This is a genomic window from Mesorhizobium erdmanii (assembly GCF_013170725.1).
GTDB lineage: Bacteria > Pseudomonadota > Alphaproteobacteria > Rhizobiales > Rhizobiaceae > Mesorhizobium > Mesorhizobium erdmanii.
Genome location: NZ_CP033361.1, coordinates 1,029,836 through 1,055,759 on the forward strand (window position 1 = coordinate 1,029,836; position 25,924 = coordinate 1,055,759).

Sequence of the window (25,924 nt, forward strand, 5' to 3'; positions counted from 1 at the left end):
GCGTCCCGTATAGGCTCCCATGTTCTCCTAGGGGCCGCACATGTCCTTCATTCCCGATACCGCCACGCTGATCCAGTTCGCCATCGCCACCGTGATCCTGGCGATCACGCCCGGGCCTGACATGACGCTGTTCGTGTCTCGCACCCTGAGCCAGGGGCGCGCCACCGGTTTTGCCTCGATGGCCGGCGCGTTGTGCGGCACGCTGATCCACACCACGCTGGTGGTGGTCGGCGTCTCGGCGCTGATCGTCGCCTCGCCGATGGCCTTCTTCGTGCTGAAAATCTTCGGCGCGGGCTATCTCGTCTTCCTCGCATGGCAGGCGATCGCCAAGGGCTCGGCGTTTTCGCCGGAGAAGAAGACAGGACCGCAAATCTCGCTGTTGCGCAGCTGGGCGGCGGGGCTGGGCGTCAATTTGCTCAACCCGAAGATCATCCTGTTCTTCATGACCTTCCTGCCGCAGTTCGTCTCAGCGCATGACCCGCACGCGCAGGGAAAGCTGTTCTTCCTTGGCGCCATGTTCATCGTGCTGTCGATCCCGGTGACGGCGCCGATGGTGCTGGCGGCGGAGAAATTCTCGGCGGCTATGAAGGCCAGCCCGCGCGTCACGCGGGTGGTCGACTATCTTTTCGCCGGTGTTTTTTCCGCTTTCGCGCTCAAGATCCTGACGGCGCAGGCGAAATAGGCGGGTTCTCATCGGTCCACCGGCTTCCGGCCCAGCGGCCGGCGGCGAGCCAATAGAAGATGCCGCCAACCATGCCGCCGCCGATCACGGCCATGATCGCGCCGGTCTCCTTCACCGCGAAGATGGACTCTTGGGCGTGGTCGACGAGGCCGAGGAAGACGCCCGCGACCACCGCGCCCGCCAGCGCGTAGTACAGCCAGTCGCGCCGGCCGATGATTTCGGCAACCAGGATGACGATCACCGACGGCAAGAAGGCGAAATAGGCCACGAACAAAGCGACGAAGGGGATCGACACATACAGCGAAGCCGTCATCGTCGGGTGCGTGTGGTCGGGCGTATAGCCGAGCGAGGCCAGGAACAGGACGTTGAGGAAGGCGCTCGCCGCCAGCGAGGCGACGGCATAGCCAAACAGGATGACGGCAAAGCGGACGAGATAGGCGACGAAGCGGGTCATTGGGGATCTCGGCCCATGAGACGGCCCGAACGGCGTCCGGCAACCAACCAGTAGACCGAACCGGCGGCGGTGCCGGCCGTGGCCAGGAAACCGAGAAAGCCAGGATTGAAGACAAACCCGCCGGCCGAGCCCGGGATAAGAACGCCAAAGGCGATGGAGGTGACCGCCCCGGTGACCGCGAAATAGAACCATCCGCGCAGTGACAACCGTTCGGCGATGAAGATCGCGGGGCCGACGATCAGCAGCGCGCAGACCGCCACGGTGAGCACCGCCAGCGGGAAGGAGCCCAGCCAGTCGAAGGTGAAGACCAGGGACCAGTTGCCATATTCGATCCCTTCCAGGAGCGTGATCAGCAGCACAGGCACCAGGATCGAGGTCAGCACGCCGGCGATGTAACCGACTGCTATGATGGCGATGCGTTTGAGTCCGGCGACGAGACGGCTCACGCCTCTCCGTGCCCCGCGATCATCATGGCTTCCAGCGCCAGTCGGTCGACCTTTCGCATGCGCTCGGATTCGGACTTCAGCTGGCCGCAGGCGGCAAGGATGTCGCGGCCGCGCGGCGTTCGGATCGGCGAGGCGTAGCCGGCATTGTTGATGTAGTCGGCGAATTTCTCGATCGTTTCCCAGTCCGAGCACTGGTAGTTGGTGCCGGGCCACGGATTGAACGGGATCAGGTTGATCTTGGCCGGAATGCCCTTGAGCAGCTTGATCAGCCCCTTGGCGTCCTCGATGGAATCGTTGACGTCCTTCAGCATCACATATTCGAAGGTGATGCGCTTGGCGTTGGACAGGCCGGGATAGGCGCGGCAAGCCGCGATCAGCTCCTTCAGCGGATACTTCTTGTTGATCGGCACAAGCAAGTCGCGCAGATCGTCATTGGTGGCGTGCAGCGAGATCGCCAGCATGACACCGATCTCCTCGCCGGTGCGCAGGATCTCGGGCACGACGCCGGAGGTCGACAGCGTGATGCGGCGCTTGGACAAGGAAAGCCCATCGCCGTCGGAAGCGATCAGCAGCGCCTTCTTCACCGCTTCGAAATTGTAGAGCGGCTCGCCCATGCCCATCATGACGATGTTGGAGACCTTGCGGCCTTCGGCCGGCACGATGGCGCCATCCGGCGTGTCACGGTCGGGGAAATCGCCGAGCCGGTCGCGGGCGGTGAGCAACTGCGCCAGGATCTCCTCGGCCGTGAGATTGCGCACCAGCTTCTGCGTGCCGGTGTGGCAGAACGAACAGGTCAGCGTGCAGCCGACCTGCGAGGAGATGCACAGCGTGCCGCGGCCTTCCTCGGGGATGTAGACGGTCTCGATCTCGACCGGCCGCCCGGCGCCGCGCGGCGGAAAGCGGAACAGCCATTTGCGCGTGCCGTCGGCGGAAATCTGCTCCTCGACGATTTCGGGCCTGGCGACAGTGAAATGCTTGTCGAGCTCGGCGCGAAGGTCCTTGGAGATGTTGAACATGCCGGCGAAATCGGAAACGCCGCGCACATACATCCAGTGCCAGAGCTGCTGGGCGCGCATCTTGGCCTGGCGCTCGGGCACGGTGCCGGATTCGATGAGGGCGGCGGCGAGCTCGGCGCGGGTCAAGCCGATCAGCGACGGTTTTTCGGCCGTCGCGGCACGGCTGCGCAACGCGTCGCGGGCGCCTTCGGCGGTAAGGTCAAGCGAAAGGGTCATGGTTCCACGGATATAAGCGGTTTGCGGCCGATTTCATCCATCGTGCCTGATATGAAGCGCGGCGCATAGCACAGGTTGAGTACGAAGTCATGCGGCGTCGGCCTGCCCCCGTTTCGGTGGACCCTCCACGTGCCGACGCGCGGTGCCGATCACATAGTCGTGTTGATGTAACGACCGCCCTTCACCGGTCGAAGCCTGGGATAGGGCAAAAGTGCCCTTCAAAAACGGGAGTATGCAGGATGAATTCGAAAAACATCGCCGTTGTCATCGGTCTTATGGGCCTCTGTGTCTCACAGGCATTTGCCGAAGACACGATGGGCACGATGACCATGATGAAAGGTGGGCAGGTAACGGCCATAATGCCGGACGGGCATATGGGAACCATGACGCCGGATGCGAAAATGGGCGCCGAAATGATGAAGATGGCCAAGCCGATCAAGCACTGCATGATGCTGATGACCGACGCCAAGGGCAAAACTTACATGATCGATACGTCGACAAAGAAGGCCCAGGCCGAATGTGAAAAAATGGCCATGTAAGGGCCAGGGCCATGCTGTGGGTAGTCGGCCGACGGCATGGCTCAACGTCCGCACGGACTTGATTGCGGAGGTTTGATCGCCGCAACGCCTGTGTTAGGCCTTGGCCTTCACCTGAAGGACGGACATGGCCGGCACATCGCGAAAATTTCCCATGCTGCGGCGTTCGCGCGCCATGCTCGGCTCACGGCGCGTCTGGCAGCCGCGGCTGGTGTTCTGGGCCGGCGCGATCGGCATCGGTGTGATCAGCGTGTTGTTCGCGGTCCTCGCAGACAAGGCACAGGCGCTGTTCCACCTGATGATCGGCGACCTGATGATTGGTGACGGGCGCAGCTGGCGTTTCTATCTGCCGCTCATCGTCACGCCGCTGGGTTTCGTGCTGTGCGCGTGGCTGGCATATGCCTTCTTTCCCGGCTCGCAAGGCAGCGGCATTCCGCAGGCGATCGCCGCTCGGCACCTGCGCGACGACGAAGACCGCAGCCACATCCTGTCGCTGAAGCTGGTGGTGGGCAAGATCGTGCTCACCATCGTGGGTCTGTTCTGCGGCGCTTCCATCGGCCGCGAGGGTCCGACCGTACAGGTCGGCGCATCGCTGATGCTGCAGGCGGCGCGCTGGGGCGGGATGGCGCAGGCGCGCGGGCTGATCCTGGCCGGTTCCGCCGCCGGCATCGCCGCCGCCTTCAACACGCCACTCGCCGGCATCGTCTTCGCCATCGAGGAAATGGGCCGGACGTATGAAGCACGCACCAACGGACTGGTGCTGACGGCGGTGATCCTGGCTGGCCTCGCCTCGCTCGGCCTGCTCGGCAACTACACCTATTTCGGCGTTTCGAAGGACACGATCTCGTTTGCGGTCGAATGGCCGCTGGTGATCGCCTGCGGCGTCATCGGCGGCGGCTTTGGCGCGCTGTTCTCGCTGCTGGCGCTGAAGGTCACGCGGCGGATCCGGCGCTGGCACACGCAGCAGCCCTTGCAGCGCGCCTTGCTGGTGGCCGCCGTCTGCGGGTTCGGCGTCGCGGTGATCGGCATCGCCTCGGGCGGACTGACCTTCGGCACCGGTTACACACAGGCGCGCGGCGCCGTCGAGGGCACGCCGCTGCCATGGTTCTTCTTCGCCGAAAAATTCGCGGCCGGTTTGCTGTCGATGGTCTCGGGCATTCCCGGCGGTATCTTCGCGCCGTCGCTGGCGGTCGGCGCCGGTATCGGCAGTTCGCTCGGCCTCATCCTTGGCGCTAGCACCGGTGCGGCGGCGCTGCTCGGCATGGCCGGCTATTTCGCCGGCGTGGTGCAGGCGCCGATGACAGCTTTCGTCATCATCCTCGAGATGACCGGCAATCATGACAATGTCATCGCGCTGATGCTGGCTTCGATGCTCGGCTATGGCACGGCGCGGATGATCTCGCACGAGCCACTCTATCACGCGCTGTCGCGGGTATTCATCGCCGAGGCGATCCGGCGCCGGCGGGCGGAAGCCGCGCCAGAACAAGGCCATGGCTGAAAGCAAAGGCCGGGCTTTGCGGCCCGGCCCTTGGTTTCAAAACGAGGCTTTGCCTATTTGCACTTGGCGATCGACGTCAGCGCCGCTGAGATGCCCTTCAGCGAGAAGACATAGGAGGTCGGGTTGCCGCGGCCGGACTTCGCCGTCACCTTCATGTCGGTGCCGGTCTTCATGGCGGCGATCAGCACCGGTTCCTCGGCAGCGTTCTCGACCCAGGCCGACTTGCCGCGCGTGAACATCGAGAACGACTTCTTGTCGATCGTGACGGTGGCCTTGGAACCTTCCTGGAAATTGTAGCCGGCGATGAACTGCGGCTCATAGGACACCTGCTGGCCGGGCCGCTGGCTGACGAAGAAGAACATGTCGCCATGGTCGAGCGTCGGCGGCTGCTTGTCGGTCGGCACGGTCAAGACATAACAGACCTTGCCGCCCGACGCCTGGTAGCTGTAGGTGCCCCAGGCATTGTGCTGGCCGATCTTGGTCGCCTGCTGCGCCAGCGCCGGCGCTGCGAAGGCCACCAGGGCCAGACTCGAGACTACTGCAATCAATCCGCGCATCGTTTTTCCCGTATTCCAAATGGTGCGGAGGCGGGCCGCATGGCGTCCTGCCGTCGCTTCATTTTGATTTAATCTGGGTTACCAAACGGTGAATTTCCCTCAACAAAAGGACGCTCACCCCAGGAAACCGCCGCCATTCCCGCGCCGCCGCCTTGTCAGCGGCCGGCGCGACGTCCCTTCGGCGACTTGGAGGCCACGAAAGCGGCAAGAGTTTGACTTTTCAGCCAGCCGCCGGGCCGCTCCATCAGGAAGGCTCGTGCGGCGCAAAGACGCTCAGCCCTTGTCGGCGATGGCGTCCTTCGCAGCCTGCCGATGCGCCGGCGTGATGTGCGCGCCGACGGCGGTGATCGCGGCGGTCAGTACGGCGATGTCGTCGGTGAAACCGAGGCCGAAAATGAAGTCGGGGATGAGGTCCACAGGCAGAACGAAATAGCCAAGTGCCGCCACCAATATGCCCTTGGCGCGCAACGGCGTGTTCTTGTCCATGGCGCAATAGTACGCGGCGACGACCTCTTCCATGAACGGTATCTGCCGCGCGGCCTTCTTGGCGGTGCGCCAGAATTTCTCACGCACTTCGCTCTCGCCGCCCAGCCTGTCGCCGAAGCCGAAGAAATCAAAACCGGGTTGTTGCGCCATCAATCACTCCTTGCGGGTCGCCACGCGCGTCCTGGCTCATGCCTCGCGACGGAAAATGTGGTGAAAGGGGAACCCGGGTACAAGATGCCGGTGCGATTACCTGACCGAAATCGGAATGGATGCTTTTCGGTTTGCGTGACGCTCAAGTGGCTCCGGTTGGCCAGCGCCAACTTTGGAGTTTAGCTGAAACACCTCTCTCGTCGTCATCCACGGTCGGAGCAAGGAGCGAAAGCGACGCGGCGCAGACCCCTGGAGCTGCTCTCGCAGCCCAAGGGATCCATGCCGGGATTCCAACGCATCGCCGCGGTCCAGAATTCTGCTCCGCTGTGCCCCAAGTCGAGGTCACGGAATGGACCCCAGGGTCTCCGCGACGCCGCTGCACGGCTGCTTCGCCCTGGGATGACGAAGGTTAGGCTGCTGCGCTGACAGGTCGCCGGATGCCTAACCAACGTATCCGTTCATCTTCTTCGCCAGGGCAATGTCGAGCGCGGTGACGCCGCCGGCGTCGTGCGTGTTCAGCGTCACGTCGACCGTCTTGTAGACATTGGACCAGTCGGGATGATGGTCCATCTTCTCGGCGGCCAGTGCGACGCGGGTCATGAAAGCGAAGGCTTCGGAAAAGTTCTTGAAGACGAAGCTGCGTTTGATCGACGCGCCGTCAGTGGCCAGCGACCAGCCGCCGAGTTCGGCAAGGGCAATGGTGATGGCGTCCTTGCTGAGTTTTTCTCTCGTCATGATGATTTCCCGTGCTATCTCGAATTTGGCCTCAGCATACTGCAAGTCGCCCAAAAGTGTTTTGCGGTTTTGGGGTTCCAAATGCACGAACGGCGCATATCGAATGAGCATAAAGCCGATAAATTCCATTCTTTTCGTCTGTCTCGGCAACATCTGCCGGTCGCCGCTGGCCGAGGGCGTCTTTCGCGCCGTCTGGGCGGAGCGTGGCCGGGGCCGCGATATGGTGCTCGATTCAGCGGCCACCAGCGGCTGGGAGGTCGGCTCGGCTCCCGATCAGCGCTCGATCGCGATTGCCTTGCGTCACGGGATCGACATTTCCGGGCAGAGGGCGCGCAAGGTCAGACCGGAGGATTTCTCCCGTTTCGACCTGATCCTCGGCATGGACCGCTCCAATGTCGCCGATCTCAAGACGTTGGCGCCCGCGCGGGACCGGGTGCACCTGTTTTTAGAGTTCGCGCATGGACAGGCGCGCGACGTGCCCGATCCCTATTATGAGGACCAGCAAGCCTTTGCCGAGGTCTATCGCATGATCCGCGAAGCGTCGGAGGCGCTGGCGACACGGCTGGCGGCGCGGGCATCGGTGCCGGACAGCGGCCAGGCCTCTTCGACGATATAGGGGCCGCCGCCGACCGAATCGCGCGACGACATCAGGACGAAGCGGCCGATGCGGAACGGCATTGTCGAGAAATTGCCACGCGCCGACAGATATTGGGCGACATCCAGCGGGCTCGAATTGCGCAGCCTCGCCAAAGTGATGTGCGGCGTGAACTTGCGCGGGTCGGCGGCCAGGCCAAGCCGCTGGCAGATGCGGTCGATCTCGCCCTGCAGGGCGCTCAGATCCGGTGACGGGGTGACGCCGGCCCACACAGCGTGCGGCTTTTTCTGGCCGAAAGCGCCGACGCCGGACAAGGTCAGCGAGAACGAGGGGCGGTGGACGCGGTCCAGCGCGTTGGCGATCTCGTCGGCGACATGGCCCTCGACATCGCCGATGAAGCGCAGCGTCAGATGGTAGTTTTCGACGTCGATCCAGCGCGCCCCGGGCAGGCCGCCCCGGAGCAGGGACAGCGAAAGGGCAGCGTCACGCGGAATTTCGAGGGCGGTGAAAAGACGCGGCATGAAGAGCCTCCCTTCCTCGAATCGAACTGTCATCCATAGCGAATCATCGATAGTCAAACGGAGCAAGAGGTTTGTTGGCCACAGTCCTTGTCAAAAAGCTTCCCTAACGGAAACAGGTCCAGTCGGCCTCACGAACCTCCCGATGCCGCCGCGATGGCCTTTTCGACGGTGGGCAGGATGCGTTCGACCATCTTGTCGACGCCCTGGGCATTCGGATGCATTCCGTCCTCGAGTTGCAGGCCAGGCTGGCCGGCAACGCCGTCGAGAAAGAACGGGTAGAGCGAAACATCGTATTTCCCGGCCAGGTGCGGAAAGATGGCGTCGAAGCTGTTTTGATAGTCGGCACCGAGATTGGGCGCGGCGCGCATGCCGGCCAAGAGCACGGCAATCTTGCGCTCCTTGAGCTTGCCCAGCATCTCATCCAGGTTCTTTTGCGTGATATCAGGCGAGACGCCGCGCAGCATGTCGTTGGCGCCGAGTTCGAGGATGACCAGCTGGGTGCCGTCCGGCACCGACCAGTCGAGCCGCGCCAGGCCGCCGCTCGTGGTGTCACCGGAAACGCCGGCATTGGCGACGGTCACATCATGGCCCCTGGCTTGAAGGGCGGCCTGCAACTTGTCGGTAAAGCCCTCGCCGGGGCCGAGGCCAAAGCCGGCCATCAGGCTGTCACCGAAGCCGACGATCTTGAACGGCTCGGCCCGCGCCGACGAAATGGCGCCGCAAATGGCGAGGAGAACGATCAAGCCTGCGGCTATCTGGCGTTTGAAAGACATGCGGCAGGCCCCATATGACAGAAAACTCTTCCGGCGACGGCTTCCGGCAAGCAGAGCCTTCATCCCTGATATAGGACGCTTTCATTTTGACAGAAGCCGTCATCGCGCTGAAAGACGTATCCCTGACACTCGGCGAAGGCGCTTCGTCGGTCCACGTGCTGAAGGGTGTCAGCCTCGAGGTGGCGCTCGGCGAGGCCACCGGCATCGTCGGTCCGTCGGGGTCCGGCAAGTCGACCTTGCTGATGGTGCTGGCGGGCCTGGAACGGGTCGATTCGGGTACGATACGGATCGCCGGCGAGCTGCTCAACGGCAAAAGCGAGGACCGGATTGCTTCGTTTCGTGGCCGAAACATTGGCATCGTGTTCCAATCCTTTCACCTCATCCCGAACATGACAGCGCTCGAAAATGTCGCGGTGCCGCTGGAATTGGCCGGCCATGCCGATCCGTTTTCGGTGGCGGCGCGAGAACTGGCGGCAGTCGGCCTCTCCGACCGCGTCACCCACTATCCCGGCGAACTCTCCGGCGGCGAACAGCAGCGCGTGGCGATCGCCCGGGCGCTGGCGCCGTCACCGCGCATCCTCATCGCCGACGAGCCGACCGGCAATCTCGACCAGGCAACGGGGCGGCAGGTCGCCGACCTGCTGTTCGCCAAGGCGGCGGAGCGCGGCATGACGCTGGTCCTGGTCACCCACGATCCCGCGCTGGCGGCGCGCTGCACGCGCCAGGTTTCGATGCGCTCGGGACGGATCGAGGCGCCGGCGCCCTTGAAGGTCACTGCCTGATGCCGCTGGCGCAGACGCTGAAGCTCGCGGTCCGCTTCTCGCTGCGCGAGATGCGCGGCGGCCTGTCCGGCTTCCTGATCTTCCTCGCCTGTATCGCGCTCGGCGTCGCGGCGATCGGCGGCGTCAATTCGGTCGCGCGCTCAATCAGTGCCGGCGTCGCCGACCAGGGCCAGACGCTTCTCGGCGGCGATCTTCGTTTCCAGATCAACCAGCGCGATGCCAGCCAAGCGGAGCGCGGATTCCTCGATGGGTTGGGCACCGTTTCACGCACCGCCAGCATGCGCTCGATGGCGCGTCTGGCCGACGGTTCGGACCAGGCGCTGGTCGAGGCGAAGGCGGTCGATGAAGCCTATCCGCTCTACGGCATGCTGGAAACCGAGCCGAAGCTGTCGAAGCAGGAACTGTTCGGCGAGGAGTTTGGCGTCTTCGGTGCGGCGGCGCCCGATCTGTTGTTCGAACGGCTGCATCTCAAGCTCGGCGACCGGCTGAAACTCGGCACCGCCACGTTCGAACTGCGGGCCAGGCTGGTCACCGAACCGGACGCCGTGTCCGACGGTTTCGGCTTCGCGCCAAGGCTGATGATCTCGACCGAAGGCCTGGCCGCCACCGGACTGGTGCAGCCGGGCAGTCTGGTCGAAAATGCCTACAAGGTGCGGCTGCCCGCCGACGCCGACGAGGCGCGGCTCAAGGCCATCCAGGATCAGGCCGCGAAGGATTTTCCCGAGGCCGGCTGGTCGATCCGCACGCGCGGCGATGCAGCACCCGCGCTGTCGTCCAACATCGAACGCTTCTCGCAATTCCTGACGCTGGTCGGGCTGACGGCGCTGGTGGTCGGCGGCGTCGGCGTCGCAAATGCGGTGCGCGCCTATCTCGACGGCAAGCGCGGCGTCATCGCCACTTTCAAGAGCCTCGGTGCTTCCGGCGGCTTCGTCTTTGCCGTCTATCTCGTGCAGATCCTGATCATTGCCGCGCTCGGCATCGTTGCCGGCCTGGTGCTTGGCGCGCTGATGCCTTTCGTGGCAAGCGCCGCACTTCAATCCATCATTCCGGTACCAGCGGAGGGCGGCTTCTATCCCGGCGCGCTCGGCATGGCGGCGCTGTTCGGCCTTTTGGTGACGCTGGCCTTCGCGCTGCTGCCGCTCGGCCGCGCCCGCGATGTGCCGGCAACCGCACTGTTCCGGGAGATGGGGCTCGAAGGCCGTGGCTTGCCGCGTCCGATCTATGTCGCATCGGCCATAGGCATCGCGCTGCTGCTGGCCGCGCTGGCGATCCTGTTCTCCGGCGACCAGCGCATCGCCTCGATCTTCGTCGGCGCTACGATCTTTGCCTTCCTGGTGCTGCGCCTGGTCGGTGCGCTGGTTCAGTGGGTCGCCAAAAACAGCCCGCGCGTGCGTTTCGTGGCGCTCAGGCTGGCCGTCGGCAACATCCATCGGCCTGGCGCGCTGACGCCGTCGGTGGTGCTGTCGCTGGGGCTCGGGCTGACACTGCTGGTGACGCTGGCGTTGATCGATGGGAATCTGCGGCAGCAGATCTCCGGCAGCCTGCCGGAGCGGGCGCCGAACTTCTTCTTCGTCGACATTCAGGGCAGCGATGTCGATGCCTTCTCCGCGCTGATCGGCAAAGAGGCGCCGCAGGGAACGCTGGCCAAGGTGCCGATGCTGCGCGGCCGGGTGATGGCGCTGAACGGCGTCGATGTCGACAAGGTCAAGGTGCCGGCCGAAGGCGCCTGGGTGCTGAAAGGCGATCGCGGCCTGACCTATGACGCCAGGCAACCGCAAAATGCGACGCTGACCGAGGGCAAATGGTGGCCGGACAATTATGCCGGGGAGCCGCTGGTTTCGTTCTCGGCACAGGAAGGCAAGGAGATAGGGCTGAAGCTCGGCGACACCGTCACCATCAATGTGCTTGGCCGCAACGTGACGGCCAGGATCGCCAATTTCCGCCAGGTCCAATGGGAAACGATGGGCGTCAATTTCGTCATGGTGTTCTCCCCCAACACTTTTGCCGGCGCGCCGCATGGCTGGATGGCGACATTGACCGAAAAGAGTGCCACCACGGCCGACGACGCGCGCATCCTCAATGCCGTCACCCGCGCCTTTCCGGCGGTGACGACAGTGCGGGTCAAGGACGCGCTCGACGTCGTCAACCGGCTGGTCGGCCAGCTCGGCACGGCGATCCGCGCCGCGGCCGGGGTGGCGCTGATCGCCTCGGTGCTGGTGCTGGCCGGCGCGCTGGCCGCCGGCAACCGCGCCCGCATCCACGACGCGGTGGTGCTGAAGACGCTCGGCGCCACCAGGCGCACGCTGATCGCGGCATTCTCGCTCGAATACATGCTGATCGGCCTGGCCACGGCTGTCTTCGCCCTGGCGGCCGGCGGCATCGCGGCCTGGTACATCGTCGCCCGCATCATGACCCTGCCGTCGCATTTCATGCCGGAGGTGGCGGTGGCGACCATCGTCTTTGCGCTGGTGATCACGGTCGGCATCGGCCTCGCCGGCACATGGCGGGTGCTTGGCCACAAGGCAGCACCGGTGCTTCGCGACCTCTAAAGCGGCCGTCGCGGATTAAATCTTGGTAAGGATGCGGGCTGGAAAGCCCCGGAAACCGCGATTTGGGGCCTCACGAACCGTTACATGCCGTTACGGTCTTGTTCTTGACGCGAATAACCATCATATTTCGCCACAGGCATGCTGGAGTCCCGCCAGCGGCGCCTGGGTCCGCAAGAGGCCCGACACCGGACGGGACAGAAGCAATAGAGGATTCCAATGGCTGATCCCATTCGCAACTATCAGACGTCGGCGGTGCCCGGCGTTCGCGCAGACATCGATCAGGGCCTGCGCGCCTACATGATCAAGGTCTACAATCTGATGGGGCTCGGCCTCGTCATCACCGGCCTTGCCGCCATCGGCACGATCATGCTGGCCACCACCACCGATCCGGCCTCGGCTGTCGCAACGCTGCCGAGCGGCGAAATGCTGACCTCCTTCGGCTACGCGATCTTCGGCTCGCCGCTGCGCTGGGTGGTGATGCTGGCGCCGCTGGCCGCCGTGTTCTTCCTGTCGTTCAGGATCCAGTCGATGAGCGTCGCCGCCGCGCAGACCACGTTCTGGGTCTATGCCGGCCTCGTCGGCCTGTCGCTGTCGTCGATCTTCCTGGTCTACACCACGGCCAGCATTTCGCAGACCTTCTTCGCCACCGCCGCCGCCTTCGGCGCGCTGTCGCTGTACGGCTACACGACCAAGCGCGACCTGACGGCGATGGGCTCGTTCCTGATCATGGGCGTGTTCGGCATCATCATCGCCATGGTGATCAATATCTTCCTGCAGTCGTCGGCGCTGTCCTTCGCCGTCTCGGCGATCGGCGTGCTGGTGTTCGCCGGCCTCACCGCCTACGACACGCAGAAGATCAAGGAGATGTATTTCGACGGAGACGCTTCCGATGTCGCCGGCCGCAAGGCCATCATGGGCGCGCTGAGGCTCTACCTCGACTTCATCAACCTGTTCATGTTCCTGCTGCAGTTCATGGGCGACCGCCGTTAAGGCAGTCCGCATCGTGGTCTGACTGGACCATCGGGTTTGAAGGGGCGGCCCAACGGCCGCCCTTTTCTTTTGCGCCGGTGTTTGCTGTTATCCGAGGCAGACAGAAGGCTTGCATAAAGAATGAGCAATATCGTCATTCGGACGGCCAGTGCGGCCGACCTCGATACCATCACCGAAATCTATGCCGACGCGGTGACGCATGGCACGGCGAGCTACGAGCTGGAGCCGCCCAGCCGCGCCGAGATGGGCACGCGATTCGCCACGCTCACGGCCGGCGGCTTCCCGTATCTGGTGGCGCAGAAGGACGGCGCGGTGCTGGGCTACGCCTATGCCGGCGCCTTCCGGCCACGCCCGGCCTATCGCTTCATCGTCGAGGATTCGGTCTATGTCGCGCCCGAGGCCAAGGGCCAGGGCGTCGGCCTCCAGCTGATGAAGGGCCTGATCGCCGCGGCCGAGGTGGCAGGCTTCCGCCAGATCGTCGCGGTGATCGGCGACGGGCATCCCGACAGCGCCTCGGTAAGGCTGCACGAAAAGCTCGGCTTTCGCCATTCGGGCCGGCTCGAAGGCTCCGGCTACAAGCATGGACGCTGGCTGGATACGGTGTTCATGCAGCTGTCGCTGAATGGCGGCGCGTCGGTCGCGCCCGATCCGGATTCGCTGCCGGAACGGAGATTTCGGCAGGGAAGGTAATTGAAAGGAAGGGAGTTGAAGACTGACGGATGTCCTCTTTCGCCTTCCAGCTCAAGCCTCGACAACCCTGAGCTTGCTGTCGAAGACGCCAAGCACGCGGCCAAGCTCCTGGCCGCGTTTGAGGATGCGCCCGCCGGCAGCGATGACGGCGAAGGCGCCCTGTTTGCGGGCCAGTTTCGGATCCTTGACGATCTGGAACAGCGGCACTTCGCTGGCGCGGCGGAAGACGGAAAACACCGCCCTGTCGGTGAGATGGTCGATGGCGTAGTCGCGCCATTCATTGGCGGCGACCATGCGTCCGTAGAGCCTGAGGATCTGGTCCAGTTCACGCCGATCGAAGCGCACCGGCTGGTCGAGGCGTGCGCTGCGCGCCTCGTGCAGCGGGATCAATATCGCGGATGCGTCACCATCCCCCGTCCCGCCGCTGTCGTCAGTCATGCCTCGATCCTTCAAAATGAATCTTTGCCAGCCAAAATTGGCCCCTTCGCGCTGCAATTGCAAGAGCCGTGGCGAGAGGGCAGGGGTGCGCGGTTTCCGATGCGTCCAGTCACTTTTGTAACGTTGCTTGTTGGAATTGGTGATGCTTCGCCACATTTCTGCCTTTTTTTATCCGCGCTCATGCCCCAATGTCCGACGAATTTACCGGCGTTGCCTGAGACGGTTCGGTCCGGCACCGGCTCGTAAACCCCAAGCCCCCCGCCCACGGGTCTGCGTCGGATCGAACCAACCTCGGTTTTTCCTCGGAAGAATCGGGTGCGACGATCCCAAAACCTAAATGACCGGCGTCAGAAGCAAGCTGACGTCGGTTTTTTGTTGAGCGGGTTCCGGCGCCGCCTGTCCCTCTCCCCTTGCGGGAGAAGGTGGCCTCGCGAAGCGAGGTCGGATGAGCGGCGTTCCAGCTTGGCGATTTGCTTGAAATCGTCGCCGCCTCAATCCGTCACGCACCCCTCAACCGTTTCGGCGCTGCGCGCGGATCCACCTTCTTCCACAAGGGAGAAGGACAAGGGCGTCTCTACGGCTTATGAACAACGGCGGCGCCGAGGATGGGCCCCGGCATGCCGTCCCTGCCGACGGACTGCAACAGCACGGCGCAACCGCCCTTTTTGGTGATCTCGCTCAGCGGCAATTCATAGCGTTGCGCCTTGCCGTGCCACATGCCGGCGGTCTGGATGCCGGTGACCGCGTTCCAGTAAGTCATCTTGCGGCCGGAGTTCTCGCCCTGGGCGATCTTGATCGTCTGCGGCGCATCGAAATAGACGATCACGACATGGGCGTCGCTCGGACCGGCGCCGGCATCGCCGGCATCGATGATCACGCGGTCGCTGGTGCGGCTGACCTTGACCGGCACATGCATGCCTTCGCCGGATCTCGCCATGCGGGCGAGCGCGCCGTCGACCTCACCGCGATTGGCGCCGTTGACGTGCACGCGGCCATTGAGCACTGCCTGTGGCGTATAGACCGAGCGGCTGCCGAAGGCACGCATGTAGTCATTTTGCCGCTCGGTGTTTTCCTTGCGGCTCAGCGTGTCCTTCCAGCCGAGATAGTCCCAATAGTCGACGTGATAGGAGAGCGCGACGATGTCTTCCTTGGTGGCGAGTTCGGCGAAGAATGCATCGGCCGGCGGGCAGGAACTGCAGCCCTGGCTGGTGAACAGTTCCACCACGCCGAGCGGCTTGTCGGGTAGGGATTTTTCGGCCTGAGTTCTTTCGGCCTCGCCGGCATGGCCGGCGCCGGCAAAAGCCGGTAAGGCCAGCGCAAAAGCCGCCAGCCAAAGTGATCTTCGCCAGGCCATGATCATTCCAATTCCCGCCGGTGGCGCCGGCTTTGTTCTGATTGTCTGAAATATGTGGCAGAAGCGGAAGTCAACGGGAAGTCACGTTGCGGTGAAATTTTGCCATTGCAGCCACAGGTAAGGCCGCAATAGGAGTGACATTGCATTTCACGGCGCGGTTCGATTGGGAGTGGCATCATCACCATGTGGCAAACTCTCCTGACCCCGGTCGATCTCTATTGCGAGCGGACCGGGCCGGAACTTTGGGCCGAGCCGACGAATGCTTTGACCAACCTCGTTTTCATTGCGGCAGGATTATGGGGTGTGCGGGAAGTACGGCGATGCAAGGCCGGTACATTCTCGGAGGTGCTGGCCTGGTGGGTGGTGGCGATCGGCGTCGGCTCGACCATCTTCCATACCTTTGCCACCAGGGGCACGATCTGGGCCGACATCCTGCCGATCGCCGGCTTCACGCTCGCCTATACGCTGTTCAACCTGCGCCGCTTCCTCGGCATGGGCTGGGGCAAGGCGATCGCGATCTTCGTCATCTTCTACGCAGTGGCCGGCGCGCTCACCTTCGCCGTGCCGGACTGGCTGCGCCAGGCGTCGAACGGCACGACGAGCTACCTGCCGCCATTCCTGGCGCTCGCCTTCTTCGGTCTCTGGGTGACGGCCACCGGCAACCGGGCCGGCTGGTACAATCTGACGGGGTCGGCGATCTTCATCGTGTCCGCCATCTGCCGCATGATCGACCCGGTGGTCTGCGCCAGCTTTCCGCTCGGCACGCACTTCCTCTGGCACATCTTCAACGGGCTGATGCTGGGGGTGCTGCTGGCGGCGACGGCGCGGTATGGGGCGCCGAAAGGGAGGATAGTAGGGCAGTAGGGCAGTAGGGCAGTAGGGCAGTAGGGTGTCCTCTTTCCTACTGCCTTACTGCCCTACTGCCTTATTCCCTTGCTGCCTTAGGCAGCCAAGTCTCGCAGCACGTACTGCAAAATGCCACCGTTCTTGAAGTAGTCGAGCTCGTCCAGCGTATCGATGCGGCAGATGATCGGCACGTTCTTCACCGTGCCGTCGCCATAGGTGATCCTGGCGGTCATCGTCTGGCGCGGCTTGATGGCACTCAGGCCGTCGATCTCGACCAGTTCGTCGCCCTTCAGGTTGAGCGAGGCCCATGAGGTGCCGTCCTCGAAGACGAAGGGGATGACGCCCATGCCGACCAGGTTCGAGCGATGGATGCGCTCGAAGGACTGGGCGATGACGGCGCGGACACCGAGCAGGTTGGTGCCCTTGGCCGCCCAGTCGCGCGATGAGCCGTTGCCGTATTCGACGCCGGCGAAGATGACCAGCGGCACGCCCTCCTTCTTGTATTCCATCGCCGCGTCGTAGATCGATTCCTCTTCCTTACTGGGGTAGTGGATGGTGTAGCCGCCTTCCCTGCCGTTCTCGCCCAGCATGTGGTTGCGGATGCGGATATTGGCGAAGGTGCCGCGCATCATCACTTCATGGTTGCCGCGCCGCGTGCCGTACTGGTTGAAGTCGGCAACGCCGACGCCATGATCGGTGAGGTACTTGCCGGCCGGGGAAGCGGCCTTGATCGAACCCGCCGGCGAGATGTGATCGGTGGTGATCTTGTCGCCGAACAGGCCGAGCACGCGGGCGCCCTTGATGTCGCCGATCTTGCCGAACCCGGCGGTCATGCCGGCGAAATAGGGCGGGTTCTGCACATAGGTCGAATTGTCGTCCCAGGCATAGGTCTGGCCTTCCGGCGCCTGGACTTTCTGCCAGTGTTCGTCACCCTTGAAGACGTCGGCATATTTGCGGGCGAACAGCTCGCGGGTGACGTTCTTCTCGATGAACTCCTGGATCTCGGCCGAGCTCGGCCAGATATCCTTGAGGTAGACCGGGTTGCCGTTCCTGTCCTCGCCGAGCGGCTCTGACGTGAGATCCTTTGTCACGGTTCCAGCCAGCGCGTGCGCCACGACCAGCGGCGGCGAGGCGAGGTAGTTTGCCTGGACGTCGGGCGAGACGCGGCCCTCGAAATTGCGGTTGCCGGAGAGCACCGCGGCGGCGATCAGGCCTTTCTCGTTGATGGTCTTGGAGATCGGCGCCGGCAGCGGGCCGGAATTGCCGATGCAGGTGGTGCAGCCGAAGCCGACCAGGTTGAAGCCGATCTGGTCGAGCTCCTTCTGCAGGCCCGACTTCTCCAGATATTCGGCGACCACCTGGCTGCCCGGGGCCAGCGAGGTCTTGACCCATGGCTTCTGCTTGAGGCCGAGGCGGTTGGCGTTGCGCGCCAGGAGGCCGGCGCCGATCAGCACGCTCGGGTTCGAGGTGTTGGTGCAGGAGGTGATGGCGGCGATGACGACGTCGCCATGGCCGAGATCATGGTCGGTGCCTTCGACGGCGTAGCGCTTGGAAATCTCGGCGGCTTTCTTGTATTCGGTCTCCATGGCCTTGGCGAAGCCAGCCGGGATGCCTTCCAGCGCGACGCGGCCCTCGGGGCGCTTGGGGCCTGCCATCGACGGGACGACGCTGCTCAGCTCCAGTTCGAGCAGGTCGGTGAAGACCGGGTCGGCGGAGCCAGCCTCGCGCCACATGCCTTGCGCCTTCGAATAGGCTTCGACCAGCGCGATGCGGTCCTCGCTGCGGCCGGACATTGTCAGGTAACGGATGGTTTCCGAATCGACCGGGAAGAAACCGCAAGTCGCACCATATTCCGGCGCCATGTTGCCGATGGTGGCGCGGTCGGCCAGCGTCATGTTGGAAAGACCGGGGCCGAAGAACTCGACGAACTTGCCGACGACGCCCTTCTTGCGCAGCATCTGGGTGACGGTGAGAACGAGATCGGTGGCGGTGACGCCTTCCTTCAGCTTACCGGTGAGGCGGAAGCCGATGACTTCGGGCAACAGCATCGAAACGGGCTGGCCGAGCATGGCGGCCTCGGCCTCGATGCCGCCGACGCCCCAGCCGAGCACGCCAAGGCCGTTGATCATGGTGGTGTGCGAATCGGTGCCGACGCAGGTGTCGGGGTAGGCTGTCGTTTCGCCGTCCTCGCTGTTGGTCCACACCACCTGACCGAGATATTCGAGGTTGACCTGGTGGCAGATGCCGGTGCCGGGCGGCACGACGCGAAAGTTGCGGAAGGCCTGCTGGCCCCATTTCAGGAACTTGTAGCGTTCCTCGTTGCGCTCATATTCGAGCTCGACATTGCGAGCGAAGGCCATCGGCGTGCCGAACTCGTCGACGATGACGGAGTGGTCGATGACGAGGTCGACGGGAACCAGCGGGTTGATCTTCTGCGGGTCGCCGCCGAGCGAGGCCATGGCGTCGCGCATGGCGGCGAGGTCGACCACGGCCGGAACGCCGGTGAAATCCTGCATCAGCACGCGGGCCGGGCGATAGGCGATCTCGACGCCGGCGGTGCCCTTGTCGGTCAGCCAGCCGGCAACCGCCTGGATACTCTCCTTGGTGACGGAGCGGCCGTCCTCGTTGCGCAACAGGTTCTCCAGCAGCACCTTCATCGAATAGGGTAGCTGGGCAATGCCGGTGAGGCCGTTCTTCTCGGCCTCGACGAGGTCGAAATAGACATATTCGGTGCCACCCGCGGTCAGTGTGCGGCGGCAATTGAAGCTATCGAGGGATTTTGACACGTGCGATCCGTCCTTGTCTGTTCAGCCTGAAAGGGAACGGACGCCGATGGCATGCAATCACGCGCAAAGGTGCGGGTACGGCCATTTCCGCTGTCCGTTCCCAAGCAACCCGAGCCGTTCAAGGCGGCGCGTGCGCTGGTTCGGCGCAAATTCTGTTCCCGCGCCGACCGCTGGCACGGATGCACCGCATATAGAGAATTTTCTGGAATAGTTCTAGACAGTTGGAGAGCAAATTTGTGCGATGCGGCAGCGCTCGCGAAACATTGTTTTCAGGGCAGGCGAGGGATGCGGCTTATCGCCGAAAATCTGGGCGGCGAACGCGGCGGCGAGACGGTTTTCTCCGGCACCGGCTTTGCGCTCGAGGACGGGCAGGCGCTGGTGGTGACAGGGCCGAACGGGTCAGGCAAATCGACCTTGCTCAGGATCATCGCCGGGCTGCTGCCGAAGGCCGAAGGCCAGCTGCGGATCGAAGGGGGCGGCGACGACTTTCCTTCGATCGCCGCGGCCTGTCATTATCTTGGTCATCAGAACGCGATGAAGCCGGCGCTCAGCGTGGCGGAAAATTTGCGATTCTGGCGCGACTTCAATGGCGGTGGCGATGCGAGCGTCGAAGACGCGCTGGAAACCGTCGGGCTAGCCGGCATCGGCCATCTTCCGTTCGGCTACCTCTCGACAGGGCAAAGGCGCCGGGCGGCGATCGCCAAGCTTCTGGTCAGCCCTAGGCCGTTGTGGCTGCTCGATGAGCCGACAGCGGGGTTGGACAAGGCTTCGGAGGGGCGGTTTTCCGGGTTGATGGGGAAACATTGCGCTGGGGGTGGGATGATCGTTGCGGCGACGCATCTGCCGTTGGGGCTGGAAGGGGCGAAGGAATTGAGGATGGGGCAGGCGTCTTGATGACAGCACTCTACGGCGCCCCCCTCTGTCCTGCCGGACATCTCCCCCACAAGGGGGGAGATCAGCTGTCTCCGGCGATTTCGCCAATGACCAGCGTCGCAAAGGTGAGCGGAGCGCCGAAGCTGCCAATCTCCCCCCGCGTGGGGGAGATGTCCGGCAGGACAGAGGGGGGCGCGAAGGAACACCAGCCTCAACTAGGGACCATATCGTAAATGTGGTCCCTCTTCGCCCGCGACATCCGCCTTTCGATCCGTGCCGGCGGCGGCGCGCTGACCGGCGTGATCTTCTTCCTTGCCGTCATCGCCACCATTCCGTTCGGCGTCGGACCGGATTTGAAGCTGCTTGCCCGCATCGGTCCGGCGATCCTGTGGATCGGCGCGCTGCTTGCCTGCCTGCTCGGGCTCGACCGGCTGTTCCAGGCCGACCGCGAGGACGGCTCGCTCGATCTCCTGGTGCTCGGCAACGATCGCCACATGCTGGCGCTGACGGTGCTGGTGAAATGCCTGGCGCATTGGGCGGGCAGCGTGCTGCCGCTGGTCATAGCCGCGCCGCTGCTCGGCCTGTTCATGAACATGGAGCCGGTGGCAATAGGCGCCACGGCGCTGACGCTGCTGGTCGGCACCCCGGCCATCACCTTCATCGGGGCCGCGGGTGCCGCCGTGGCGGTGGCGCTGCCGCGCGGCGGGCTGCTGATCTCGGTGCTGGTGCTGCCGCTGACCATCCCGGTGCTGATCTTCGGCGTTTCGGCGAGCTACGGCGCAACTGCCGATCCAGACCCGTTCCTGCAGCCTTTCCTCATTCTTGCCGCGCTGACGTTGTTTCTTGCCGTGCTGGGGCCGGTTTCTGCGGCGCTGGCGCTGCGTCATGGAACGGATTGATGTGGCCGCAGCGTTATGAAGGCCGCGACGCGGCGTCCGATTGCGCAGCCTGTGGCGTGAAGCTAAGGAAGGCCATGATCAATCACGGCGAAGCAACAGCGGAAGGCGATGTGGGGTGCCTCGCATGAGTGCTCATGCGCTCTATGTCACCGCTGCTTACGGCATCACCGCGATCGTGCTGGCCGGGCTGATCGGCTGGATCCTGGTCGACCAGCGGGCGCGCAAGCGCGAGCTTGCCGAGCTTGAAGCCGCCGGGGTGCGGCGGCGTTCCGACAAGACGGGTGCGAAGCCGTGAGCAGCGAAACCGAAACGCCACCACCCAGCCGCCGCCTGTTCGTGCTGCTGCCGCTGCTGATCTTTCTCGGCCTTGCCGGCCTGTTCCTGTCGCAACTGCTGTCCGGCCGCGATGTCTCGGAAGTGCCGTCGGCGCTGATCGGCCTGCCGGCGCCGCAGACCAATCTGCCGGCGCTGGAGGGGTCGAACCTGCCCGGGCTCGCTTCGAAAGCCTTTGCCGGCAAGGTCACGCTGGTCAATGTGTTTGCGTCATGGTGCGCGCCATGCCGCGAAGAGCACCCGGTGCTTCTGGCGCTGTCGCAGGACAAACGGTTCGTGATGGCGGCACTGAACTATAAGGATCGTCCGGAAAATGCCCGCCGATTCCTCGGCGACCTCGGCAATCCGTTCCAGGCGATCGGCGTCGACGAAGCAGGCAGCACGGCGATCGACTGGGGCGTCTATGGCGTGCCGGAAACCTTCGTCATCGGCAAGGACGGCAAGATCGCCTACAAGCATGTCGGCCCGCTGACGGCGGAGTCGGCGCGGGATTTGCTGTTGCCGCAGATCGAGAAGGCGTTGGCGGCGCCGGGTTAGGCGCAGCCCTTCTTCGTCATTCTAGGGCGAAGCAAGGAGCGAAGCGACGCCGCGCAGACCCTAGAATCCATGCCGCGACAGTCGTGACAGGCAAGGCGGTTCAGGATTAGGGACTCTTCGCCGCGATCCTCGGGTCGAGCCCGAGGATTACGAAGCGCGGTAGGGCTCAGCCGTAGATCTGCTTGTGGATCTGGTAGAGCATTTCCGAGCGGTCGGCGCGCATGTCGGCCAGATCACGGCTGGTGAAGCTGTCGATTTCGGCGACGAGGCGGTTGTAGTGCTTGCGCTTGGCGATGCTGTTGCGAGCGCGGGTCATGAGGTCGGAGATCATAGCGAGTTCCCTTTTGCACCGCATTTTCGCGGCTGGTTGTTCCTCCCTTGATCAGTTCGAAGCATGACATAGTAATGGTGCGTTGCAAAAAGAAGATGTTGCAATGCACCATTGCACTGGACGCATAGCCGGTTAATGGCGTCCTAAAGCGCTTCGCGCCCAAGCGAGCACCGCTGAACCAGGGCGGGCGGCGCTTCCTCTCTGTTTTGTCATACAAATTGCGAAGGCCCCGTCTTGCCAGATCGATCGCGGGCTGGCTTGATCCGGCGTCACGTGATGCCGGGAGGAAATGCATGGCGGCCGCAGACTATTATGAGATTCTCGATCCGCGCTTCGCGCGCCTGTTCAACGGCAACGCGCAGGTGGACAAGCTGTTCACCGGATGCCGCTGGGCGGAAGGACCGGCCTGGTTCGCCGCCGGCCGTTACGTGGTCTGGTCCGACATTCCGAACAACCGCATGCTGCGCTACGACGAGACCGACGGCAGCGTCAGCGTCTTCCGCCAACCCTCGGGCAATTCCAACGGCAACACCGTCGACCGGCAGGGCCGGCTGGTGACTTGCGAGCATTCTGGCCGCCGCGTCAGCCGCACCGAGCATGACGGCTCGGTCACCACCATCGCCGCCAAATGGAAAGGCAAGCGCCTGAACTCGCCCAACGACGCGGTGGTGAAGTCCGATGGCTCGATCTGGTTCACCGACCCGACCTACGGCATCGACACCGACTATGAGGGCGACAAGGCCGAGAGCGAGATCGGCGCCTGTCATGTCTACCGGGTCGATCCCGATAGCGGCGAGATCGAGGCTGTCATCACCGACATGGTGAGGCCCAACGGGCTTGCCTTCTCGGTCGACGAGAGCCTGCTCTATGTCGTGGACACCGGCCGTACCCATGGCGCCGAGAACCCGGCGCATATGCGGGTGTTCCATGTCGGCAAGCACGGCAAGAAGGTGTCCGGCGAAAAAGTGTTCGCCGACTGCACGTCAGGCCTGTTCGACGGCTTCCGGCTCGACGCCGACGGGCGCATCTGGACCAGCGCCGCCGACGGCATCCATTGCTACGATCCTGACGGGACGCTGATCGGCAAGGTCAAGGTGCCGGAGGTGACCGCCAATTGCGTGTTCGGCGGGGCCAAGCTGAACTGTCTCTACATCGCCGGCACCACCTCGCTCTACTCGGTGCGGCTGATGGTCAACGGGGCCAAGACTTTTTGAGTGAGACCGTTTGGAAATTCTACTCTGGCGGCCATCTGATGGCGTTTTCTGCGCTTCCGGTGCTCACGGACCCGAATGTCCGCTGCGCTCCGGTTCTCGAAACCACCACCATATGACTCGCCAGAGCGAATTTCGAAACGGTCTCTTGCCGGTGTTAGCTATTTGAAGGGGAGGACGTCATGCCATTCGTCAACATCCGCATCGTCAAGGAAGTGATCGCCGCCGATCCGGCCGGCAAGAAGGCTGACATCGCCAAGAAGGTCACGGCGGCGATCATGGACGCCACCGGCCTCGGCAATGACGATGTCTGGGTGGTCTTCGAGGAGGTCAATGCCCGCGACTGGTATGTCGGCAAGACCGATGTCGAGACGTTGCGTAAGGGGTAGGTCGCCGGCACGTTTGGGGTTCGGGCGCTCCCTTTTTTAGTCCTCCTCGGGCTTGCCCCGAGGATCCATGCCGTGGTCTCTGACGTCAAGCACAGCGGCGCAGAATCTGTAACCGTTGCAACGCTTTAGGGTCACGGCATGGATCCCTTGGGCTGCGGAGCAGCTCCAGGGGTCTGCGCCGCGTCGCTTCGCGGCTGCTCCGCCCTAGGATGACGAAGTTGCGTTTGCGCGTATAAAACTCACAAAGCCCTGCAGTGCTTCCCGCATGGCCTGCTGGTTCGCTTCCTCCCCTAGAATCATCTCCACCTCCGGCGGCTTCTTCCCCAGCAGCGCAATCTCCAGCTCGCCCTCGCAAAGCGCGAACGACATGGTCCGCATGATCTCGGCAAGGGCGGCACGGGCGAACAGCGAGCGCGGCGAGGCGTGTGCCAGCATGGCCGGCTTGGCGATGGCGGCGTCGCGCGAGACCAGCCAGTCGAGCGCGTTCTTCAGCCCGCCTGGCACGCCATGGGCATATTCGGGGCAGGAGACGACGATGCCGTCGGACCGCGTCACCGCGTCGATCAGCGCGGCGGCCTCATGCGGCGTCCGCTCGCCCTCATCGTCGGGGTTGAAGATGGGCACGTGGCCGAGGCCGTCATAGACGGTGACGCTGCAGCCTGAAGGCGCATTGCGGGCCAGCGCCGCGACCAGGGCCGAATTGGTGGAGGCTGCCCGCAGGCTGCCGGAGATGGCAAGGATGTTCAGCAAGGTATGGACCCAGTCAGGACGAATCGCCGTCTATTTGTTTTGACGCAATTCCGAGGCAAAACGCTACGCGCTTTTCCGGGACAACCATTTCACACTTTTCTCGGAATTGCTCCGAGCCTACCACATGGTCTGTTTGTATTCCCCGTCCAGCCAGCGGTCGGTGGCCTCGGCCGAATCGGCCAGCGCCAGTTGGTCCCGCAGGATCTGGCCGAGCGTCGGCAGCGTCGCGCGGTCGTACCAGGTGTCGGGCTTCCACAAATCGGAGCGCATGAAGGCCTTGGCGCAATGCATGTAGGCGGCCTTGACGGCGACGACGATGACACTTTGCGGCTCCTTGCCGTCGACGGCCAGGCGCTCGCGCAAGGTGGCGTCGACGGTGATGCGGGCATCGCCATTGACGCGCAGCGTCTCGTTCATGCCGGGGATGAGGAAGAGCAGGCCGACCGAGGGATTGCGCAGGATGTTTTCCAGCGTGTCCAGCCGGTTGTTGCCGGGCCGGTCGGGAATGGCGATGGTCCGGTCGTCAAGAATGGCGGCGAAGCCGGGCTTGTCGCCCTTGGGCGTCACGTCGGCATTGCCTTCGCGGTCAGAGGAGCCGATCAGCACGAAAGGGCTCTTGCCGATGAAGGAGCGGCAATGGCCGTCGAGCGCCGTCAACTCCTTGCGGATCGAGCCATCGGTCGGGCGCGGCGTCTTGTAGATCGTCCGCAATTCCTCGCGCGTGGTGACGAATTCCATGGCTCTCCCCTTTGGTTTTGACGCAATTCCTGTGGGAAAACCGCTACACACTTTCCTGGAATTGCTTTTGCAGACCCTACTTGCCGGCCTTCTCTTCCCCGCCTGCCTTGTCGTCCAGCGAATGGCGCAGGATCAGCGGCATCTGGCTGAAGGTGAACAAAAGCGTGATCGGCATGATGCCCCAAACCTTGAAGGTAACCCAGGCATCGGTAGAAAAATTGCGCCACACCACTTCGTTGACGACGGCCAGGAAGATAAAGAACAGGCCCCAGCGGAAGGTGAGTTTCCGCCAGCCTTCGGCATCCAGCTTGAAGGCGGAATCGAAGACATAGCCGAGCAGCGACCTACCGAAGAACAGGCCGCCGAGCAGCACGCCGCCAAACAGCGTGTTGACGATGGTCGGCTTCATCTTGATGAAGATGTCGTCCTGCAGATAGAGCGTCAGCGCGCCGAAGATGAAGACGACGACGCCCGACACCATCGGCATGATCGGCAGCGTGCGCGTCAGCAGCCACGAGGCGATCAGCGCGATGGCCGTGGCGGCCATGAACAGCCCGGTGGCAACGAAGATCGGACCGCCGAATTCGCCCAGGACAGGGAATTTCTGCACCAGCCACTCGCCGCGCGCATTGGCAAAGAAGAAGACCAGTAGCGGCCCGAGCTCCAGCACCAGCTTGAGCACGGGGTTGACGCCTTCCTTCTTCTCTTTCTGCGGGTCGGACGGATCGCGTTCGAGAATGGGTGGGTTCATGATCTTCCTTCT

General features: G+C 63.6%; 30 protein-coding genes. 15 read left to right on the forward strand and 15 right to left on the reverse strand.

Going from position 1 to position 25,924, the window contains the following annotated elements:
* The first annotated feature begins 40 nt into the window (after positions 1-40).
* Complete coding sequence (locus EB233_RS04840) at positions 41-682, forward strand: LysE family translocator (RefSeq protein ID WP_027055181.1); 642 nt, start codon at positions 41-43, stop codon at positions 680-682.
* Here EB233_RS04840 and EB233_RS04845 read toward each other — a convergent pair.
* The 3 genes from EB233_RS04845 to rlmN are packed head-to-tail and all read right to left on the reverse strand — an operon-like array spanning position 654 to position 2,814.
* Entirely contained in the window at positions 654-1,136 is a 483-nt protein-coding gene (locus EB233_RS04845) for a hypothetical protein (protein WP_064990991.1), read from the reverse strand. The genes EB233_RS04840 and EB233_RS04845 overlap by 29 nt on opposite strands.
* Positions 1,133-1,582, reverse strand: coding sequence for a hypothetical protein (locus EB233_RS04850; RefSeq protein WP_027055179.1), 450 nt, complete (start codon positions 1,580-1,582; stop codon positions 1,133-1,135). Before EB233_RS04850 ends, EB233_RS04845 begins: the two co-directional genes overlap by 4 nt.
* The gene (gene rlmN / locus EB233_RS04855) at positions 1,579-2,814 is read right to left on the reverse strand and encodes a dual-specificity RNA methyltransferase RlmN (protein WP_064990992.1); all 1,236 of its coding nucleotides are present in this window, start codon (positions 2,812-2,814) and stop codon (positions 1,579-1,581) included. Before rlmN ends, EB233_RS04850 begins: the two co-directional genes overlap by 4 nt.
* A 239-nt stretch (positions 2,815-3,053) precedes the next feature.
* Between rlmN and EB233_RS04860 the strand changes: the two genes are divergently transcribed.
* Positions 3,054-3,353, forward strand: coding sequence for a hypothetical protein (locus EB233_RS04860; RefSeq protein ID WP_064990993.1), 300 nt, complete (start codon positions 3,054-3,056; stop codon positions 3,351-3,353).
* Positions 3,354-3,477: 124 nt separating this feature from the next.
* Positions 3,478-4,848 carry a chloride channel protein gene (locus EB233_RS04865; RefSeq protein ID WP_064990994.1) on the forward strand — a complete coding sequence of 457 codons (1,371 nt, stop codon included), beginning with the start codon at positions 3,478-3,480 and terminating at the stop codon, positions 4,846-4,848.
* A gap of 53 nt (positions 4,849-4,901) precedes the next feature.
* Here the strand turns inward: EB233_RS04865 and EB233_RS04870 are convergent, their stop codons facing one another.
* From EB233_RS04870 to EB233_RS04880, 3 genes are all read right to left on the reverse strand, one after another.
* Positions 4,902-5,405, reverse strand: a complete 504-nt coding sequence (locus tag EB233_RS04870; RefSeq protein WP_027055175.1) for an invasion associated locus B family protein — start codon at positions 5,403-5,405, stop codon at positions 4,902-4,904.
* Positions 5,406-5,678: 273 nt separating this feature from the next.
* A complete protein-coding gene (locus tag EB233_RS04875; protein WP_064990995.1) occupies positions 5,679-6,041 on the reverse strand; it encodes a YkvA family protein in 363 nt (120 codons plus the stop codon).
* Between the two features lie 441 nt (positions 6,042-6,482).
* Positions 6,483-6,776, reverse strand: a complete 294-nt coding sequence (locus EB233_RS04880; protein ID WP_064991238.1) for a 4a-hydroxytetrahydrobiopterin dehydratase — start codon at positions 6,774-6,776, stop codon at positions 6,483-6,485.
* 103 nt (positions 6,777-6,879) lie between these two features.
* Here EB233_RS04880 and EB233_RS04885 point away from each other — a divergent pair, with 103 nt between their 5' ends.
* Complete coding sequence (locus tag EB233_RS04885; RefSeq protein WP_064990996.1) at positions 6,880-7,392, forward strand: low molecular weight protein-tyrosine-phosphatase; 513 nt, start codon at positions 6,880-6,882, stop codon at positions 7,390-7,392.
* Here the strand turns inward: EB233_RS04885 and thpR are convergent.
* Together thpR and EB233_RS04895 are read right to left on the reverse strand one after the other, a co-directional pair.
* Positions 7,296-7,892 carry an RNA 2',3'-cyclic phosphodiesterase gene (thpR, locus tag EB233_RS04890; protein ID WP_027055172.1) on the reverse strand — a complete coding sequence of 199 codons (597 nt, stop codon included), beginning with the start codon at positions 7,890-7,892 and terminating at the stop codon, positions 7,296-7,298. The genes EB233_RS04885 and thpR overlap by 97 nt on opposite strands.
* A 128-nt stretch (positions 7,893-8,020) precedes the next feature.
* Positions 8,021-8,665 (reverse strand): arylesterase, encoded by a 645-nt coding sequence (locus EB233_RS04895; protein ID WP_064990997.1) that lies wholly within the window; start codon positions 8,663-8,665, stop codon positions 8,021-8,023.
* A gap of 86 nt (positions 8,666-8,751) precedes the next feature.
* Between EB233_RS04895 and EB233_RS04900 the strand changes: the two genes are divergently transcribed.
* From EB233_RS04900 to EB233_RS04915, 4 genes are all read left to right on the forward strand, one after another.
* On the forward strand, positions 8,752-9,447 hold the full coding sequence (locus EB233_RS04900; RefSeq protein WP_064990998.1) for an ABC transporter ATP-binding protein: 696 nt from the start codon (positions 8,752-8,754) through the stop codon (positions 9,445-9,447).
* Complete coding sequence (locus EB233_RS04905; protein ID WP_064990999.1) at positions 9,447-11,996, forward strand: ABC transporter permease; 2,550 nt, start codon at positions 9,447-9,449, stop codon at positions 11,994-11,996. Before EB233_RS04900 ends, EB233_RS04905 begins: the two co-directional genes overlap by 1 nt.
* Positions 11,997-12,212: 216 nt before the next feature.
* Positions 12,213-12,986 (forward strand): Bax inhibitor-1/YccA family protein, encoded by a 774-nt coding sequence (locus tag EB233_RS04910; protein WP_064991000.1) that lies wholly within the window; start codon positions 12,213-12,215, stop codon positions 12,984-12,986.
* Positions 12,987-13,106: 120 nt separating this feature from the next.
* Positions 13,107-13,676 (forward strand): GNAT family N-acetyltransferase, encoded by a 570-nt coding sequence (locus tag EB233_RS04915; protein ID WP_064991001.1) that lies wholly within the window; start codon positions 13,107-13,109, stop codon positions 13,674-13,676.
* Between the two features lie 51 nt (positions 13,677-13,727).
* Here EB233_RS04915 and EB233_RS04920 read toward each other — a convergent pair whose 3' ends face one another.
* Positions 13,728-14,114 carry a DUF2794 domain-containing protein gene (locus tag EB233_RS04920; protein WP_027055166.1) on the reverse strand — a complete coding sequence of 129 codons (387 nt, stop codon included), beginning with the start codon at positions 14,112-14,114 and terminating at the stop codon, positions 13,728-13,730.
* A gap of 574 nt (positions 14,115-14,688) precedes the next feature.
* Positions 14,689-15,474: a DUF1223 domain-containing protein gene (locus EB233_RS04925; protein ID WP_027055165.1), complete on the reverse strand. Its 786-nt coding sequence runs from the start codon at positions 15,472-15,474 to the stop codon at positions 14,689-14,691.
* 177 nt (positions 15,475-15,651) lie between these two features.
* Here EB233_RS04925 and EB233_RS04930 point away from each other — a divergent pair, with 177 nt between their 5' ends.
* The gene (locus EB233_RS04930; RefSeq protein WP_081294226.1) at positions 15,652-16,332 is read left to right on the forward strand and encodes a ceramidase domain-containing protein; all 681 of its coding nucleotides are present in this window, start codon (positions 15,652-15,654) and stop codon (positions 16,330-16,332) included.
* Positions 16,333-16,409: 77 nt separating this feature from the next.
* Here EB233_RS04930 and acnA read toward each other — a convergent pair whose 3' ends face one another.
* Positions 16,410-19,100, reverse strand: coding sequence for an aconitate hydratase AcnA (acnA, locus tag EB233_RS04935; protein ID WP_081294227.1), 2,691 nt, complete (start codon positions 19,098-19,100; stop codon positions 16,410-16,412).
* Between the two features lie 285 nt (positions 19,101-19,385).
* On the opposite strand from acnA, the gene ccmA reads away from it, so the two are divergent.
* The 4 genes from ccmA (at position 19,386) to EB233_RS04955 (ending at position 21,742) form a co-directional block, all read left to right on the forward strand.
* On the forward strand, positions 19,386-19,994 hold the full coding sequence (gene ccmA, locus EB233_RS04940; protein ID WP_064991002.1) for a heme ABC exporter ATP-binding protein CcmA: 609 nt from the start codon (positions 19,386-19,388) through the stop codon (positions 19,992-19,994).
* Between the two features lie 212 nt (positions 19,995-20,206).
* Positions 20,207-20,872 carry a heme exporter protein CcmB gene (gene ccmB, locus EB233_RS04945; protein ID WP_064991004.1) on the forward strand — a complete coding sequence of 222 codons (666 nt, stop codon included), beginning with the start codon at positions 20,207-20,209 and terminating at the stop codon, positions 20,870-20,872.
* Between the two features lie 124 nt (positions 20,873-20,996).
* Entirely contained in the window at positions 20,997-21,167 is a 171-nt protein-coding gene (gene ccmD / locus EB233_RS04950) for a heme exporter protein CcmD (RefSeq protein ID WP_027055159.1), read from the forward strand.
* The gene (locus EB233_RS04955) at positions 21,164-21,742 is read left to right on the forward strand and encodes a DsbE family thiol:disulfide interchange protein (RefSeq protein ID WP_027055158.1); all 579 of its coding nucleotides are present in this window, start codon (positions 21,164-21,166) and stop codon (positions 21,740-21,742) included. Before ccmD ends, EB233_RS04955 begins: the two co-directional genes overlap by 4 nt.
* Positions 21,743-21,908: 166 nt before the next feature.
* Here the strand turns inward: EB233_RS04955 and EB233_RS04960 are convergent, their stop codons facing one another.
* A complete protein-coding gene (locus EB233_RS04960; RefSeq protein WP_081294228.1) occupies positions 21,909-22,073 on the reverse strand; it encodes a hypothetical protein in 165 nt (54 codons plus the stop codon).
* Positions 22,074-22,366: 293 nt separating this feature from the next.
* On the opposite strand from EB233_RS04960, the gene EB233_RS04965 reads away from it, so the two are divergent.
* Together EB233_RS04965 and EB233_RS04970 are read left to right on the forward strand one after the other, a co-directional pair.
* Positions 22,367-23,287 carry an SMP-30/gluconolactonase/LRE family protein gene (locus EB233_RS04965; RefSeq protein ID WP_064991005.1) on the forward strand — a complete coding sequence of 307 codons (921 nt, stop codon included), beginning with the start codon at positions 22,367-22,369 and terminating at the stop codon, positions 23,285-23,287.
* A gap of 179 nt (positions 23,288-23,466) precedes the next feature.
* Entirely contained in the window at positions 23,467-23,673 is a 207-nt protein-coding gene (locus tag EB233_RS04970; protein ID WP_013892236.1) for a tautomerase family protein, read from the forward strand.
* Positions 23,674-23,877: 204 nt separating this feature from the next.
* On the opposite strand, the gene EB233_RS04975 is transcribed toward EB233_RS04970, so the two are convergent.
* From EB233_RS04975 to EB233_RS04985, 3 genes are all read right to left on the reverse strand, one after another.
* Entirely contained in the window at positions 23,878-24,423 is a 546-nt protein-coding gene (locus EB233_RS04975) for an NADPH-dependent FMN reductase (RefSeq protein WP_064991006.1), read from the reverse strand.
* Between the two features lie 117 nt (positions 24,424-24,540).
* Positions 24,541-25,161, reverse strand: a complete 621-nt coding sequence (locus EB233_RS04980) for a pyridoxamine 5'-phosphate oxidase family protein (RefSeq protein WP_064991007.1) — start codon at positions 25,159-25,161, stop codon at positions 24,541-24,543.
* 76 nt (positions 25,162-25,237) lie between these two features.
* The gene (locus EB233_RS04985) at positions 25,238-25,912 is read right to left on the reverse strand and encodes a septation protein A (protein WP_064991008.1); all 675 of its coding nucleotides are present in this window, start codon (positions 25,910-25,912) and stop codon (positions 25,238-25,240) included.
* Positions 25,913-25,924 lie beyond the last annotated feature (12 nt).

Bases quoted from the DNA above. Each gene is read 5' to 3' on its own strand.
- EB233_RS04840 (WP_027055181.1), top strand. From the start codon at position 41: ATGTCCTTCATTCCCGATACCGCCACGCTGATCCAGTTCGCCATCGCC.
- EB233_RS04845 (WP_064990991.1), bottom strand. From the start codon at position 1,136: ATGACCCGCTTCGTCGCCTATCTCGTCCGCTTTGCCGTCATCCTGTTT.
- rlmN (WP_064990992.1), bottom strand. From the start codon at position 2,814: ATGACCCTTTCGCTTGACCTTACCGCCGAAGGCGCCCGCGACGCGTTG.
- EB233_RS04860 (WP_064990993.1), top strand. From the start codon at position 3,054: ATGAATTCGAAAAACATCGCCGTTGTCATCGGTCTTATGGGCCTCTGT.
- EB233_RS04865 (WP_064990994.1), top strand. From the start codon at position 3,478: ATGGCCGGCACATCGCGAAAATTTCCCATGCTGCGGCGTTCGCGCGCC.
- EB233_RS04870 (WP_027055175.1), bottom strand. From the start codon at position 5,405: ATGCGCGGATTGATTGCAGTAGTCTCGAGTCTGGCCCTGGTGGCCTTC.
- EB233_RS04875 (WP_064990995.1), bottom strand. From the start codon at position 6,041: ATGGCGCAACAACCCGGTTTTGATTTCTTCGGCTTCGGCGACAGGCTG.
- EB233_RS04880 (WP_064991238.1), bottom strand. From the start codon at position 6,776: ATGACGAGAGAAAAACTCAGCAAGGACGCCATCACCATTGCCCTTGCC.
- EB233_RS04885 (WP_064990996.1), top strand. From the start codon at position 6,880: ATGAGCATAAAGCCGATAAATTCCATTCTTTTCGTCTGTCTCGGCAAC.
- thpR (WP_027055172.1), bottom strand. From the start codon at position 7,892: ATGCCGCGTCTTTTCACCGCCCTCGAAATTCCGCGTGACGCTGCCCTT.
- EB233_RS04895 (WP_064990997.1), bottom strand. From the start codon at position 8,665: ATGTCTTTCAAACGCCAGATAGCCGCAGGCTTGATCGTTCTCCTCGCC.
- EB233_RS04905 (WP_064990999.1), top strand. From the start codon at position 9,447: ATGCCGCTGGCGCAGACGCTGAAGCTCGCGGTCCGCTTCTCGCTGCGC.
- EB233_RS04910 (WP_064991000.1), top strand. From the start codon at position 12,213: ATGGCTGATCCCATTCGCAACTATCAGACGTCGGCGGTGCCCGGCGTT.
- EB233_RS04915 (WP_064991001.1), top strand. From the start codon at position 13,107: ATGAGCAATATCGTCATTCGGACGGCCAGTGCGGCCGACCTCGATACC.
- EB233_RS04920 (WP_027055166.1), bottom strand. From the start codon at position 14,114: ATGACTGACGACAGCGGCGGGACGGGGGATGGTGACGCATCCGCGATA.
- EB233_RS04925 (WP_027055165.1), bottom strand. From the start codon at position 15,474: ATGATCATGGCCTGGCGAAGATCACTTTGGCTGGCGGCTTTTGCGCTG.
- EB233_RS04930 (WP_081294226.1), top strand. From the start codon at position 15,652: ATGTGGCAAACTCTCCTGACCCCGGTCGATCTCTATTGCGAGCGGACC.
- ccmA (WP_064991002.1), top strand. From the start codon at position 19,386: ATGCGGCTTATCGCCGAAAATCTGGGCGGCGAACGCGGCGGCGAGACG.
- ccmB (WP_064991004.1), top strand. From the start codon at position 20,207: ATGTGGTCCCTCTTCGCCCGCGACATCCGCCTTTCGATCCGTGCCGGC.
- ccmD (WP_027055159.1), top strand. From the start codon at position 20,997: ATGAGTGCTCATGCGCTCTATGTCACCGCTGCTTACGGCATCACCGCG.
- EB233_RS04960 (WP_081294228.1), bottom strand. From the start codon at position 22,073: ATGATCTCCGACCTCATGACCCGCGCTCGCAACAGCATCGCCAAGCGC.
- EB233_RS04965 (WP_064991005.1), top strand. From the start codon at position 22,367: ATGGCGGCCGCAGACTATTATGAGATTCTCGATCCGCGCTTCGCGCGC.
- EB233_RS04970 (WP_013892236.1), top strand. From the start codon at position 23,467: ATGCCATTCGTCAACATCCGCATCGTCAAGGAAGTGATCGCCGCCGAT.
- EB233_RS04980 (WP_064991007.1), bottom strand. From the start codon at position 25,161: ATGGAATTCGTCACCACGCGCGAGGAATTGCGGACGATCTACAAGACG.
- EB233_RS04985 (WP_064991008.1), bottom strand. From the start codon at position 25,912: ATGAACCCACCCATTCTCGAACGCGATCCGTCCGACCCGCAGAAAGAG.